Origin of the sequence: Rhizobium sp. WYCCWR 11128 (assembly GCF_013416305.1) — a bacterium.
GTDB classification, from domain to species: Bacteria; Pseudomonadota; Alphaproteobacteria; order Rhizobiales; family Rhizobiaceae; genus Rhizobium; species Rhizobium indicum.
Map to the genome: position 1 here is coordinate 1 of NZ_JACCEZ010000017.1, position 12,969 is coordinate 12,969.

Below are 12,969 nucleotides of genomic sequence, written 5' to 3' on the forward strand. Positions count from 1 at the left end.
GGCGTCGATCCGAAAAAATGCCTGGTCTTCGAAGATGCGGTCGCCGGCATCCTCGCCGGCGAGGCCGCCGGCGCCGACGTCACCGTCATCACCGAAACCCACGCTACGCCCTTCGAAACACCGCATTTTTCGATCGCCAACTACCAGGCCTGGCAGCCGAGTCAAACCGCCGAAGGCCGGTTGACGCTCGCGGCGATCTGACCATTCGCGCAAACCGCCTCCTTTTTGTTGAAGGTAAGGTTTTTCCGCTTGCATTGCACGCGCTGAAAAACTAAACGAAACAAGCCGTTTCGGCAGGTCGGGGCGTAGCGCAGCCCGGTAGCGCACTTGACTGGGGGTCAAGGGGTCGCTGGTTCGAGTCCAGTCGCCCCGACCATTTATCCCCTTGAAATCCCAGTCAGAATGTCACTTTCTTCGTCCCGCTGGCGGCGGAAAGCGGAACGAGACATAGGCAGAAATGCTGAAGCGGGAGCCGAACGTCCCGAACGAAAATGTCATTTGTTCATGTCGCAGGTGAGGCGTAACCCCCCATTGCAAAACGGCGGCGGGCCTTCGACCGCTTTCAGTGCGGTTTCTGAGCGATTGCGATCATCGATTTTGCCAGCAGCGGAATTCTCCCGACATATTCGAAGTCGACGTCTTCGAAGCCTGTTTCGACCAGGAGCGTGCTGAGCGTTCCGGGAGACCAGAATTTGATATGACCATGGTCCTTCAGAGGCATAAAATGGTCGTCCATCTTTCCGCTCACGGCCAAAGCCAGATTTTTCCAGTAGCCGTGGAAAGGCGTCGATACGACCGCGATGCCGCCAGGCTTCACCAGGTCGAAAATAGTCGTCGAGAAAGCCTTGGGATCATAGACATGTTCCACCACTTCAAGGCTGATCACCGCATCGAAGGTCCCGTACCGACTGGAAAGATCTTCGTAACCGGAACCGATTTCCAGTGGAAGATCGGGGTGGGCCGTTCTCGCTTTGGCGATGCCGTCCTTCGAGGGATCGACGCCGACGACGTCATACCCTTTTTCGGCAAGCACGGCGGCAGCACCGCCGGTGCCGCAACCGAGGTCGAAGACCGCCGTTTCTTTTGCCTCCTGGAAACTGTTCTCGAGAACATCGACAACGGCCGGCAGAATATAGGAATGGGCGGTCGCCGATTTGGCGTGTATATATGTAGTAGCGTCCAGTTCGATAGACATTTTACCTCCTGAAAACCTGAAGAAGTGAGCCGCCAATGGTACGGCGGACTTTGACGGGAGTGTGGTGTCGTTGTGGTATTACGGTGATTAACGCCGAAGGCGTTCGTGGCGACTAAGCGTCACTGCCGATTGGCAGTACCGACAGCGCGAGACATTCTCCAGCACGCCCGACGCTCGCCCGCCGGATCCCGAAGCTGATTGACAGGGTGCCCTGAAGATGCTGAAAACGGCCCGCGTTCAGGTTTGCCGCATTCTCGTGGTTCAAAGGGCCGCTGCATCCGGCTCCGACCGGTTCGACCATTTAAACTAAATAACGCGATGAAATACCCTTTGAAGGTGCATCGCAAATAAATCCTTTAGTTCTTTTTGGTACTGCCTCAGTTGGGAGAGGTGGTATTTGTTGTCTTTTGTTAAGGTTATACCCAGTTTGGAAGTTAACAACCCAAATTTGGATTGAAAAAAACCTGAAGCCTCTTCGCATTCTCGTGAATATGTGTAGATTAACATTATCCCTGTCACAGATAGCCTAGTCGAGCATGGCGGATATGAAGCACAATCTAACTTGCAGGCAGAGTCTCGCCAGCGCGTTCCAGGCTCTGTCGGACGAGGCCGTCAAAGCCGGCTGGTCGGAAGGCGATGTCGCTCTCGCGCTTGCCGAGCTCGCCGAGGAGCAGGTGATCGAGGTTACCGCCAAGGTGATCATGGAAGGCTCCGTCCATCCTCAGCTCATCGCTGCCGGCGGTGGACGCAACAGCTGACGATCTTACACCAGCAATCCCGCCGTTTTCGCTGCCGTGATGAAGGAAGCCTGTGCTGCACGCGGGCTGCGCAGTCCATCGAGCGCATCCAGGCAGTGCTGGCGCGCAACGCGATAATCGCGCCCACGCTTGCTCGGCCACCGCTTCAGATATTCGACGGCCTCCCAGACGGTGGAAACGATCAGGCTGCTGTTTGGAGAAACGACCCGAACGGGGGAGGGAAAGCGTTTTTCACTCACGTCTGCACTCACTGATTCCTGCTACCAAACGCGGCCAGAACGCGCGGGATAAAATTTTGTTCCATAATTTTGTTCCACAAGAATTTGCGTAGTTGCTAAAGTTCAGACCCTCGCGCATAATCACTTTATGGTCGGTTGCGGAGGGCGGCCGGCGATGCAAGCGTGGATGCGTTTGCCCTCGGAGGAGATGCGGCGTGATGTTACGATCATCAATTCATCCGCATGATTTGCCGTTATTTTCGGAAGATCTCGATCTGCTTTCGCAGGTCCTCGACAAGGTCTGCGACGAACGCGGCCTCGCCAGGACGACGCCGGAGGCCGAACGGATCGGTGCGGTCATCATTCAGCTCTACAGACAGGGCGTGAAGGACGGCGGCAAACTCGCCGACCTTGCAAAAACCTATTTATAAAGATCAGTTCTGCTCGATCGAGACACCGTTCTTACCGATGCTCATCTCGATGCCTTGCGGCTTGCTTTCCTCGTGGAAGATATAGGCGCCGAGGCCGATGACGGCGACGACAAGAACGCCGATGATAACGTAGAGACCATTGCTGCGGTTCAAGAGACTGCCCCCGATATGTTATAGGCCCCGATATGTTCTGGGACAGCGAAACGCCCGGGCGAGCGATTGGTTCCGTCAGTCGTCGTTGGCGGCGTTGAGGTTTTCCGGCCGGATGCCGTCATCGCTGGAGGTGCGTGCGCGTAACCGGATGCCGGGGCCGCCTTCATCCTGATTGCCGCTGGACAGGAAGATGATGCCGTTCGCCTCGAGCGTGCTGCGTACGTCGAACAGCGCGTGCGGCTCGCCGGCGAATTCGCCATTTTCCAGCGCCATCAGGGTCTCGACCGGCAGGCCGCTGGCGGCGGCGAGCTCTTCGATGCTCATTCCAATCATGGCGCGCGCGCCGCGGATCTGCGTTGCTGTTATCATGATGGAAAATCTAGCGCATTTCCAGCGCTTCTCAAGTGGCGACGCTGCACGTTCGCCCTATGGTATGCGCTCTTCAAACTTCCCTCAATTTGACACCAAATAGATCGTCATGCATGCGCTCGACCGCGATCCCCATTCCTCCCATCAAGGCGGCCCGGTTCCCAAAGCGACTGATCTCGATGCGCGGCGGGTAAGGCGTACAACGCGGCAGGAAACCACGGATGGCGTTTACGAGTTCCGGTCTTGCGCCGATGCTGCCGCCGGTGATCACCAGTTCAGGATCGAGAGCCGCTCCGATTGCAGCGATAGCGACTGCGACCAGCCTTGCCGTCTCTTCGATGGCAGCCGCAGCACTTGTTTCTCCTGCATTAAACGCGGCGAAGAGATCGGCCACGGTGGATGCGTTGCGGCCGCCGAAACCGACGTAGCGGCGCAACATCGCGACGCTGCCGACCGCACTCTCAAAGGTTCCAAGCGTAAATCCGCCAGGATCAAAAGCATCTCCGCCGATCGGCAGATAGGCGATTTCGCCGGCCGCCCCACGCGCGCCGCGCAACAGAGTTCCGTTGGCGATGATGCCCATGCCGACGCCCGTGCCGAGAGCAACGAAAGCAAAATTGCTGGTTTCGACACCGTGTCCCCGCCATCTCTCCCCTTGGGCGGCCAGGTTGACGTCATTTTCAACGATCACCGGTATCCCCATTCTGTCGCTGAAGACTTGCCGCAGATTTATTGCGTCGATGCCGGGGATGCTTGGCGCTACGTTGATATGTCCGGTGGCCGGATCGAGCACACCGGGACTGCCCAGAACGACCAGACGGAGTTTGTCGGCAGTCGTCCCGGCCGCAAGCGCGAGTTCCACGATAAGATCACTGAACTGATTGACGAGATGCATTCCGCCGCGCGGATCGGTGGATACTTTGGTTTCAGCAACCACGTTCCCTAACAGATCGCAGATAGCCGCAGCAATCTTGGTGCTCCCGAGATCGATGGAGACGGCCAGTCCCGCCTTGGCATTGATTTCATAGGTGATCGCATTCCGGCCCGGGCGACCATCGGTCTGCCCGACTGGTTTCAGCCATCCGTCATCCTCAAGGTCGCGCACGACATCGGAAATCGTCTGCTTTGACAAGCCGGTTAGCTTGGCAATATCGGCGCGAGAGATTGATCCATTCGCGAACACGGTTCGAATGACGGCATTGGTTGAAATTTTTCGTGCGATCGGAGTCTGTGCGACAGAAGATGTCATTGCCATCCGGCGAGCTCAGTCAATTAGTTCGGAGCGCATACTTAATAGGGCGATATTGGGTTCACAACTATCGCGACTAACTGGAATTCAATACATTGAAGCACGCAATTTGTCTATGTCCTTGACAAATGGGAGGCCAGCTGTAGGCTTTGGATCAACGCGCGATAAAAATGCGCGATGAAATAAAGAGGGTCGAGTAGAAGTATGCGCCATACGTATCGTCTGGTTAGCCGTGCGCTCGCCAAGATCGCCCAAAGAGGAACCGGCCTAGGCTTCCCTGGCTATTTCCTTTTTTGCGCCCCGCCGATCCCTTGAACCTGGCTGCCGAGGATTTGCTCATGATGAAGCCCTCGATTGATGGACAGCTTTCCGCCGAGCAATCTGTTTTACTGCCGACAATAGCACTACGCCTTCAGGCGGACGTTCATCCGGATGGGCACGCTGATCTCGCCTCGTGGGGAGCAGGCAGCTCTGGGCGTGTGAGATTTTCTCCAATCAAGGGTTCTTATACCGATGAGGCAAGGCCTTTCCCTGCCTCGGAGAAGCCAGGAAATGCTTCAACCCAATCCCGCATGGATCCGCATTGCGAAGGCGACGGAGCCATCCTGCTCGAATTCGGAAAAGCCAAGGTGACGGTAGAAACCCTTGGCGCGTTCGTTGTTTGGGTCAACCCCGAGATGCACGCCGCCGACCCCGTGATTTCGAAGCGCCTGAAGCTCCGTGCCGATCATCCTGCGTCCCCAACCGCTTGCCTGAAGTCCGGGAAGGATGTTGATGTGGAGATGCGCCGGGTACTGGTCTTGAAGCCACCCCGTTCCACTGCGCGGATTTTGAATTCGTTCCATCACGTCGGCGTCGCGCGGGCGGCTGGGTGCCAGTCCTGCAATCTGCTGGCGGACGAACGGCCACCAGTTCATCTGCAAGTCTCTGTCGAACCCGCCGGTGTCCGGCACCCCTACAACGTAGCCGACCGGCCGGTCGTCCTGAACGAGAACAAAGGCAAAGTCTTTGGCGAATTTGAGGTAGGGTACCGACCAGATGTAGCCGGGCAGATGCGGGTCGCTATAAAGCGCGCTGGCATCCTCACCGCCATTCGCGGTTTTCAGGCAGATGTCGAAAAGGGCGTCGATATCCGCTTCAATCGCGGGGCGGATGAAGCAGCTGTTGTCCATCACTTTGCCACCTCCTGCGTGGCGCTTTGTCATTTTGGGTCGCGAGAGGAGCTGATGCATTGACGATTACCTCAGATTCGCCAGCCAGGCAAAGCTCTGGGGGAAGAAAACGTTCGGCCGCTGCTTGGCGCAAGGCCTGAACGGGGAGTGGAGAATAAACCAGATGAGGTGGAGCAGATGAAAAGAACCGTGAAATCGATCAGCATACTGCCGGCATACCGATTGAAAGCAGCTGTCGCGCTTGTTGGCGCGGCGCTTTTGAGTTTTGGTCTTTCGGCAGCCGCGCGCGCCGACGACCTGGCTGTGTGGGATGACCAAACCTATGAAGGTCAGAGTGCGGTCATAGAACAGCTCAACAAGGAGTTCGAAGCTGCGCATCCCGGCGTCACGATCAAGCGCACCGCCCGCACTTTTGACGACATGAAGTTGACGCTGAAGCTTGCGGTTTCGGCAGGTGATGGCCCTGTCATCACGAAAGTCAATCAGGGTGCCGGTGACATGGGGGCGATGGTCAAGGAAGGATTGCTCCTGCCGGTCGACGACTACATCAAAAACTATGGCTGGGATAAGCGCCAGTCGGATTCGGTGCTTGCTCGAGACCGCTGGGAAGATGGAAAATTTGGGGTCGGTAAGACCTACGGCATATCAGGCCTCGGCGAGATCGTTGGCCTCTACTACAATAAAAAGATCCTCGGCGATGCGGGAGTAGCGCTACCGCAAACCTTCGAGGAGCTGTTGGCCGGGCTTGATAAGCTGAAGGAAAAGGGCGTTGCGCCCTTCATGATGGGCTCGGCAAAGCAGCATCTGGCCTTGCACATGATCGGCGCCATCGAGCAAGCGCATATCGACGCGAGCAATCGCGCCGAGCTTGACGATCTGATTTACGGCCGGGGCGGCTCGTGGAACACCAAGGGGAACATCGAATCCGCCAAACTCGTGCAGCAATGGGCACAAGGCGGTTATTTTTTCCCCGGTTTCGAAGGCATCTCGGGTGACGACGCCGTCCAGCTTTTCATTTCCGGGCAGGGCGCGTTCCTGATCTCCGGGACCTGGTATTTCGGTGACATGCAACACAATCCGGATATCGGCTTCATGGCCATTCCCGCCCCGAAAGGTGTTTCCAAGCCCATGAGTGTCGGGGGCGTGGATCTTGCCTGGGCGATAACGAGCCTTGCCAAAACGAAGCCGACACAGGACGTAGCCGGCGCATATATCGATTATATGGTCTCGGAAAAGGCTGCTGAAACCTGGGCCAATGCTGGCTATCTTCCGGCAACTTCGCTCGCGGCTGACGCAAAGCCAAAGCTCACGCCGCTCCTCACCTCCGGCATCGAAATGTGGAAGACACTCAACGCAAACGACGCTCTCGGCCATTACCCCGATTGGTCGAGCCCAACGATGCTGAAGACAATAGACGACAACACGCCGCTTCTTCTGTCCGGCAATATCACGCCCGAAGCCTTTGTCGATGCTATGGACAAGGATTATCAGGCGTACCTGAAGGACAAGAAATAAAGACTGCGAGCGCTGGTCACGGCCGTCCCCGGCGGTCGTGGCCTCAGTCTCGTCGATCCAAATAAATGAGCACTGCGATCGGCTTGCTGCGCGATGACCACAGCTTTGGCTTTATGGAGTAATGGATGAAACGCTCCGCACTTGACGGCTCGCAACAGACCAATTTTATCTATTTATTGCCGGGATTGCTGTTCTACACGGCTTTTGTCTTTGGACCCATCGTCGCGGCTTTGGGTTTGAGCCTGACCAGTTGGGACGGCTTGAGCATGCCCAAGTGGGTTGGTCTCGGCAATTACGCTGATCTTTTTTCTGACAGTCGCTTTTATATTGCCCTGCGTAACAATGCCGAGCTTATGATCTTCTACTGTGTCCTGCCGCTCGTGCTCGGCATAACTCTTGCTGCGTGCGTCTGGAATCTGAAGCAGCGCGAACAACTTGCGCTCCGCACCTTCTTGTTCCTGCCTTATATCATGCCGACCGCCGTGTTGGGCATCATCTGGGCATGGCTCTACAATCCCGCATTTGGCCCGTTCAATCAGTTTCTGAGAGCGGTGGGGTTGGGCGCCTTCGCGCTCCCATGGCTGGGAGATTTCAATTTTGTGCTTCCCGCGGTCGGGATCGTTGCCACTTGGTATTTCTTTGGTTTTTGCATGGTCATCTTCCTGACCGGGATTCAGCGCATCGACCCGTCTCTTTTCGACGCTGCCAAGGTCGATGGCGCTTCGGGGCGAAAAACCTTTTTCTGGATAACGCTGCCGCTTCTCTTGCCTGAAATAAGGGTGGTTTTGCTCCTGACGGTCATAGCGTCAATCAAAAGCTTCGACCTGATTTTTACAATGACCAGGGGCGGACCCGCCAACGCGACGCTCGTGCCGAACATCTACATGTATCAGCTCGGCTTCGAGCTTAATCGGTTCGGCGCCGCAGCGGCCATCGCCATTGTCGGCGCGGTACTTACCTTCGTCATCAACTATGCAATTCACCGATTTGTGGGATCGCAGAACAAAGGACGGGCTTGATGAGCCGTTGGTCTAAAATCTCGGCCGGTACGCTATTCCTTCGCATTGTCCTCTGGCTTCTTGCTTTCGTAACGATCACGCCGTTCCTGCTTCTGCTTCTGACCTCGATAAAGAGCAAGGCCGACGTTCTCAAGGGTGCATTCGCGCTGCCGGCATATCCGCATTTCGAAAATTACATCGATGCTTGGAATGCCGGGCATTTCAACATTTACTTCTGGAATTCGATCATCGTTGTCATACCCGTCGTTGCTGCAAGCGTCTTTTTAGGCCTGCTGACCGGTTTTGCCTTCGCCTACCTGTCGTTTCCGTTCCGGCGCACGCTGTTCGCTATCCTGACGCTCGGCATGATGGTGCCGGCTGAAGCCTTCATCATCCCGCTTTATTATGAAATGCGGTATCTGGGGTTGATCAACACCTATGCGGCTCTCATTCTGCCGCAGATCGCGATGTCGATACCATTCTCGACGATCTTCCTCGCCAGCGCGATGCAGCAACTGCCGGAAGAAGTCCTCGAAGCGGCGGTTCTCGATGGCGCCGGACGCTTCTATATCCTGCGCAAGATCGTTGTCCCACTCATGGTGCCGGCAATGTCGACACTGGCGCTGTTCCTGTTCATATGGACCTGGAACGAGTTTCTGATTCCGTTCATCCTGGTCAACGACGACGACTATCGGACGCTGCCCCTCGGCATGCTGTTTTTCCAAGGGCGTTATACCGTCAACACGCCGGTTTTGACCGCCGGCGCGGTGATTGTCATTTTCCCCCTCATCGTGACTTATCTCATTTTCCAGCGCAGGTTTATTGCTGGCTTGACGGCAGGAGCGACGAAATAGACAGCCGCCCATTGACGGCAACACCTTACGCCGCCTCGTGGCGTCTTCGCTCGCGCTTGTGGCGCACTTCCAGCGCCGCGCAGCCCCAGACCGTGCCGAGCAGCAGATAGACATGGCGCCAGTGGTCGATATCGATAACGTTGCCGATTGTCGCATGGCCGAGAACCGAGATCCAGGCGATCATCAGGAAGGGCTGCCACGGCCGGTCGAGCAGCAGGTTTCGGAAACCGAGAGCCAGCGTCCAGAGAAGCATGCCGACATAACTGACGAAGCCGAGCCAGCCATAGGAGGTGAGCGATTTCAGCCAGATATTGTGCTCGTCCTCGGGAAACATCGTGCCGAACACCAGCGGGCCGATGCCGAGCGGACGCTCCATCATCATGGTGAAGCCGATCCGGTGGCGCTCGAAGCGGCCGAGATGTTCGCCGTCATATTGCTGCACCAGCTGGGCGCGCGCCGAAAACAGTTCGGCGACCTTCGGGATCTGCAGCGCCACCAGCAGCGACGCGATCAGCATGATGATCGCCGCAAGCGACAGGACCAGGACACGCAAGCGAAAGGCGCCGCTGCGCTCCTTCAGCAGCATGATGAAGATCAGCAGCACCACGCCGAGCGCAAAGAGCCCCCAGGCGGCGCGGGAAAAGGAGAGGAAAATGCCGAGCGCTAGCACGAGCAGGGCGGCGGCCTTCAGCGGCGATTTCTTCAGGTCGCCGACCAAGATACCGTGGACCAGATAGAGCGATGGCGGCACCAGGAAGGGGCCGAAAACATTCGGATCCTGGAAGGCGCCCTTGGCGCGGTCGTAGAGCGTGAAGATTTCCGCGCCCGGGAAGGCGTGGAAATAACCGAGTATGCCGAGCGCTGAGGTGGCGACGGCGGCGAAGGCCCAGGCATTGAAGATCAGCGGCAGTCGCTTGTGGCTGTCCTCGATGATTGCCGCGTAGAAGACCGCCGTCAGCGCCAGGAAGGTCGACACCGCGATATACATCGGCGCCGTTGCCAGGTCCTTCATCTGCGTCAGCGACAGCATGCCGCCGATATTGAAGGTCAGCAGCAGGGCAAGCAGCGGCGCCACGCTGCGCGAAATCCTGAGGCCCAGAATGAACCAGAGGCCGATCAACCCCGCCATCCAGAGTTCATAGGGCGCCGGCTCGTCGATCACGAAACCGGAAAGAAAGACGCCGAAGGCGACGAAGGCCGAGCCGATCAGGCGCAGCGTCATCCGCTGCGGTTGGGCGACACGGGGATATGTCGCCTCGATCGCGCTCAATAGGCGTTTTCCGTGTTGAGCAGTCGGATCGGCGTCAGGAACAGGATCTTGAGATCGAACCAGAGCGACCAGTTCTCGATGTAGTAGAGGTCGTAGGCCGTGCGGAACTTGATCTTCTCGTCATTGTCCACTTCGCCGCGCCAGCCGTTGATCTGCGCCCAGCCGGTGACACCGGGCTTGACGCGGTGGCGGGCGAAATAACCCTCGACGACATCGCCGAAGGCGCGATCGCGCGCCTGGGCGAGAACGGCGTGCGGGCGTGGGCCGACCAGCGAGAGCTCACCCCTCAAAACGTTGAAAAGCTGCGGCAATTCGTCGATCGAGGTCTTACGGATGAAGCGGCCGACGCGGGTGACGCGCGGATCGCTTTTGGTCACCGCGGCCTTGCCGGTGGGATCGGCCATGTTGGTGTACATCGAGCGGAACTTGAAGACGTTGATGATTTCGTTGTTGAAGCCGTGGCGCTTCTGCATGAAGAAGACCGGGCCTTCTGAAGTCGCCTTGATGGCGATCGCGGTCGCGATCATCAGCGGCCAGAGCAGCGCGAGCGCAACCAAAGTGAAGAACAGGTCGAAGCCGCGCTTGGCGACGGAATCCCAGTCACGGATCGGCTTCTTGAAAATGTCGAGCATCGGCACCGAGCCGACATGCGAATAGGCGCGCGGCCGGAAGCGCAGCCGGTTGGCATGCGCGGCAAGGCGGATATCGACCGGCAGAACCCAGAGCTTCTTCAAAAGGTCGTAGATACGGGCTTCGGCCGACAGCGGCAGGGCGATGATCAGCATGTCGATGCGCGTCAACCGCACGAATTCGACGAGTTCGGCGACAGTGCCGAGCTTCGGATAACCGGCGACCATGATCGGCGAGCGTTTCTCGCCGCGGTCGTCGAAGATGCCGCAGATGCGGATGTCGTTGTCGGCCTGCTGTTCGAGGATGCGGATCAGGTCCTTGGCCGGCTCGCCGCCGCCGACGATGACGGCGCGGCGTTCCATGATGCCGTTGCGCGCCCAGTTGCGGATGCCGTAGGCGACGAGGAAGCGCTCGGCCGCAAGGAAGAGCGCGCCCGCAGCGAACCAGACGATATAGGCATCGACCATCGCCGATGTCGTGCCGCGAAGAAGTGTGAACAGGCCGGTGGTGAGGACAAACGCGATCGTCCACGCAACGAGGATGCGCGGTATCAGCCGCAGCTTGGAGCGAAGTGCCGGAATTGTATAGGTATCGGCAAGCTGCAGGCTGATGACGGTCAAGGCCGAGGCAATCGCCGCAATGCCCGCCCGCATCAACGGGGAATCGCCGCCGTCGCCGGGGCTGAAATAATAGGTGATCAGAGCTATCGCAAAGAGCGCCAGGAATTCGAGCAGCCGCAATTGCCCGATGATGATCGTTGGCGAACGGGTTCCGTCACGGTACTGTTCGGCGATCTGCCGGGCATAGGGGTTGATCTCAGTCGGATCGGAAGGCTTCTCCTGACCCGCTTCGCCGCGCACCTCGACGTCGGAAACCTGCTTGCGCAGTGCGTCCACGTCGAATTGATCGCCTTTTTCCAGCTTGTTCATGGGGTTTCATCGCTCGTTGTTACCCAAGCGAAATAGCAGAAAGCCCCTAAGAAACATTTACGAGGCGACAGGCAATACTTGGCCGGCAGCGGGATTGACGAGCTCTTGGTACAATTTCAGGACATCACGCGCCATGACGGCGGAGGAAAACACCGCCTTCACCGCTTCGGGCTTAGGCATCGTCCTGGCGTGCCAGTCGGGTGTGCTCAGCGTTTCCGCCATGACGCGGGCGAGATCGTCGGAATTGCCGGGCTCCACCAGTGCTGCGCTGTCCGCGCCGAGCACCTCTGGAATGCCGCCGACACGGCTTGCGATGATCGTCTTGCCGGCGCCGAGTCCCTCGAGCACGATATAGGGCATGGCTTCGGCGCGTGAGGGAACGACGAGGTTCTGCGCCATGGAGAAGGCTTCATGGACTCGCATTGCCGGCAGCATGCCGATGCGTTTGCCAAGGCCGCGTTCGACCATCATCTCGCGGTAGCGGTCGCGATCCGGCCCGTCGCCGATCATCAGCGCCGACAGTGGCCTGCCGAGCAGCCGTTCGGTTTTGGCGAAGGCATCGACAAACAGATCGGGACCCTTGAGGTCCCGTAGCATTCCCACATAGATGAAATGCACGGCATCCGAGCGGGTCGGGATCGGCTCGAAATCGCGCTCGCCGATGCCGTTGTAGATCAGTCTCGTCTTCGTCCGCGGTCGCCCGACCTTGCGCGCGTAGGTATCGCGCTCATATTCGCAGATGAAGACCAGCGCATCGGTGAAATATTCCTGCAGGCGTTCCATCTTGAGGACAAACTGTCCGCCGAGCGAGGAGCGCGAATAATGCAGGCTTCCGCCATGCGCGGTATAGAGGCGGGCTACGCGATACCTGTTCACCCGCAACGCTGAGCCGGCAAGTCGCGCGAGCACGCCGCCTTTGGCGCCGTGTCCGTGCAGCACATCCGGCCGCAAACTTTTGATTTTCTTGTAAGTATCCCACATCGTCGCAATATCGGACGGGCTGATCGAGCGCCGGATCGGCACGCGCGTCAGGCCGAGCGAGAGATAGGGACGGATATCGTCGAACAGGCTGTCCTCGTACTCGCCGCCGGTCGAGCTGTCGCAGAGGATGCCGATTTCATGGCCGGCTTTGCTGTGCTCCTCGACGAGATCGCGGACATGGCGGAAAATCCCGCCGATCGGCGATCTGAAGCAATGGAGGATGCGGAGCGGCTGGTGTTTTGCCATC

At 58.1% G+C, this 12,969-nt stretch carries 14 protein-coding genes, 1 tRNA gene and 1 pseudogene; 7 read left to right on the plus strand and 9 right to left on the minus strand.

Annotation, left to right across the window (positions count from 1 at the left end; all coding sequences use genetic code 11):
• Both HX898_RS30975 and HX898_RS30980 read left to right on the plus strand, forming a co-directional pair.
• Window positions 1-201 (plus strand): annotated as a pseudogene (locus HX898_RS30975) (HAD family phosphatase); the annotation flags it as partial.
• 98 nt (window positions 202-299) lie between these two features.
• A tRNA-Pro gene (locus tag HX898_RS30980) sits at window positions 300-376 on the plus strand.
• A gap of 186 nt (window positions 377-562) precedes the next feature.
• On the opposite strand, the gene HX898_RS30985 is transcribed toward HX898_RS30980, so the two are convergent.
• The gene (locus HX898_RS30985) at window positions 563-1,195 is read right to left on the minus strand and encodes a methyltransferase domain-containing protein (RefSeq protein WP_138387576.1); all 633 of its coding nucleotides are present in this window, start codon (window positions 1,193-1,195) and stop codon (window positions 563-565) included.
• Between the two features lie 536 nt (window positions 1,196-1,731).
• Here HX898_RS30985 and HX898_RS30990 point away from each other — a divergent pair.
• Entirely contained in the window at window positions 1,732-1,953 is a 222-nt protein-coding gene (locus HX898_RS30990) for a hypothetical protein (RefSeq protein ID WP_138387575.1), read from the plus strand.
• Window positions 1,954-1,958: 5 nt separating this feature from the next.
• Here HX898_RS30990 and HX898_RS30995 read toward each other — a convergent pair whose 3' ends face one another.
• Window positions 1,959-2,192 (minus strand): DUF982 domain-containing protein, encoded by a 234-nt coding sequence (locus HX898_RS30995; protein ID WP_017990989.1) that lies wholly within the window; start codon window positions 2,190-2,192, stop codon window positions 1,959-1,961.
• 197 nt (window positions 2,193-2,389) lie between these two features.
• On the opposite strand from HX898_RS30995, the gene HX898_RS31000 reads away from it, so the two are divergent.
• The gene (locus tag HX898_RS31000; RefSeq protein ID WP_029872887.1) at window positions 2,390-2,602 is read left to right on the plus strand and encodes a hypothetical protein; all 213 of its coding nucleotides are present in this window, start codon (window positions 2,390-2,392) and stop codon (window positions 2,600-2,602) included.
• A gap of 3 nt (window positions 2,603-2,605) precedes the next feature.
• Here HX898_RS31000 and HX898_RS31005 read toward each other — a convergent pair whose 3' ends face one another.
• From HX898_RS31005 to HX898_RS31020, 4 genes are all read right to left on the minus strand, one after another.
• Entirely contained in the window at window positions 2,606-2,755 is a 150-nt protein-coding gene (locus HX898_RS31005) for a hypothetical protein (protein WP_012756918.1), read from the minus strand.
• Window positions 2,756-2,830: 75 nt separating this feature from the next.
• On the minus strand, window positions 2,831-3,124 hold the full coding sequence (locus HX898_RS31010; protein ID WP_138328291.1) for a helix-turn-helix domain-containing protein: 294 nt from the start codon (window positions 3,122-3,124) through the stop codon (window positions 2,831-2,833).
• A 73-nt stretch (window positions 3,125-3,197) separates the two neighbouring features.
• A complete protein-coding gene (locus HX898_RS31015; RefSeq protein ID WP_171599432.1) occupies window positions 3,198-4,379 on the minus strand; it encodes an ROK family transcriptional regulator in 1,182 nt (393 codons plus the stop codon).
• A gap of 551 nt (window positions 4,380-4,930) precedes the next feature.
• The gene (locus HX898_RS31020; protein WP_180196703.1) at window positions 4,931-5,545 is read right to left on the minus strand and encodes a GNAT family N-acetyltransferase; all 615 of its coding nucleotides are present in this window, start codon (window positions 5,543-5,545) and stop codon (window positions 4,931-4,933) included.
• Between the two features lie 177 nt (window positions 5,546-5,722).
• Between HX898_RS31020 and HX898_RS31025 the strand changes: the two genes are divergently transcribed.
• The 3 genes from HX898_RS31025 to HX898_RS31035 all read left to right on the plus strand — a co-directional run bounded on the left by HX898_RS31025 (window position 5,723) and on the right by HX898_RS31035 (window position 8,912).
• The gene (locus HX898_RS31025; RefSeq protein ID WP_180196670.1) at window positions 5,723-7,060 is read left to right on the plus strand and encodes an extracellular solute-binding protein; all 1,338 of its coding nucleotides are present in this window, start codon (window positions 5,723-5,725) and stop codon (window positions 7,058-7,060) included.
• Between the two features lie 125 nt (window positions 7,061-7,185).
• Complete coding sequence (locus tag HX898_RS31030; protein ID WP_180196671.1) at window positions 7,186-8,079, plus strand: sugar ABC transporter permease; 894 nt, start codon at window positions 7,186-7,188, stop codon at window positions 8,077-8,079.
• Window positions 8,079-8,912: a carbohydrate ABC transporter permease gene (locus HX898_RS31035; protein ID WP_180196672.1), complete on the plus strand. Its 834-nt coding sequence runs from the start codon at window positions 8,079-8,081 to the stop codon at window positions 8,910-8,912. The genes HX898_RS31030 and HX898_RS31035 overlap by 1 nt, the downstream gene beginning before the upstream one ends.
• A 25-nt stretch (window positions 8,913-8,937) precedes the next feature.
• On the opposite strand, the gene HX898_RS31040 is transcribed toward HX898_RS31035, so the two are convergent.
• Genes HX898_RS31040 through HX898_RS31050 form a run of 3 tightly spaced genes read right to left on the minus strand, consistent with a single transcriptional unit; the run spans window position 8,938 to window position 12,968 of the window.
• Window positions 8,938-10,182: an O-antigen ligase family protein gene (locus HX898_RS31040; RefSeq protein WP_180196673.1), complete on the minus strand. Its 1,245-nt coding sequence runs from the start codon at window positions 10,180-10,182 to the stop codon at window positions 8,938-8,940.
• Window positions 10,179-11,741, minus strand: a complete 1,563-nt coding sequence (locus tag HX898_RS31045; RefSeq protein ID WP_180196674.1) for an undecaprenyl-phosphate glucose phosphotransferase — start codon at window positions 11,739-11,741, stop codon at window positions 10,179-10,181. Before HX898_RS31045 ends, HX898_RS31040 begins: the two co-directional genes overlap by 4 nt.
• Before the next feature lie 57 nt (window positions 11,742-11,798).
• The gene (locus HX898_RS31050) at window positions 11,799-12,968 is read right to left on the minus strand and encodes a glycosyltransferase family 4 protein (protein ID WP_138387571.1); all 1,170 of its coding nucleotides are present in this window, start codon (window positions 12,966-12,968) and stop codon (window positions 11,799-11,801) included.
• Between the last annotated feature and the right edge of the window lies 1 nt (window position 12,969).

Bases quoted from the DNA above. Each gene is read 5' to 3' on its own strand.
- HX898_RS30985 (WP_138387576.1), bottom strand. From the start codon at position 1,195: ATGTCTATCGAACTGGACGCTACTACATATATACACGCCAAATCGGCG.
- HX898_RS30990 (WP_138387575.1), top strand. From the start codon at position 1,732: ATGGCGGATATGAAGCACAATCTAACTTGCAGGCAGAGTCTCGCCAGC.
- HX898_RS31000 (WP_029872887.1), top strand. From the start codon at position 2,390: ATGTTACGATCATCAATTCATCCGCATGATTTGCCGTTATTTTCGGAA.
- HX898_RS31010 (WP_138328291.1), bottom strand. From the start codon at position 3,124: ATGATAACAGCAACGCAGATCCGCGGCGCGCGCGCCATGATTGGAATG.
- HX898_RS31015 (WP_171599432.1), bottom strand. From the start codon at position 4,379: ATGGCAATGACATCTTCTGTCGCACAGACTCCGATCGCACGAAAAATT.
- HX898_RS31020 (WP_180196703.1), bottom strand. From the start codon at position 5,545: ATGGACAACAGCTGCTTCATCCGCCCCGCGATTGAAGCGGATATCGAC.
- HX898_RS31025 (WP_180196670.1), top strand. From the start codon at position 5,723: ATGAAAAGAACCGTGAAATCGATCAGCATACTGCCGGCATACCGATTG.
- HX898_RS31030 (WP_180196671.1), top strand. From the start codon at position 7,186: ATGAAACGCTCCGCACTTGACGGCTCGCAACAGACCAATTTTATCTAT.
- HX898_RS31035 (WP_180196672.1), top strand. From the start codon at position 8,079: ATGAGCCGTTGGTCTAAAATCTCGGCCGGTACGCTATTCCTTCGCATT.
- HX898_RS31045 (WP_180196674.1), bottom strand. From the start codon at position 11,741: ATGAACAAGCTGGAAAAAGGCGATCAATTCGACGTGGACGCACTGCGC.
- HX898_RS31050 (WP_138387571.1), bottom strand. From the start codon at position 12,968: ATGGCAAAACACCAGCCGCTCCGCATCCTCCATTGCTTCAGATCGCCG.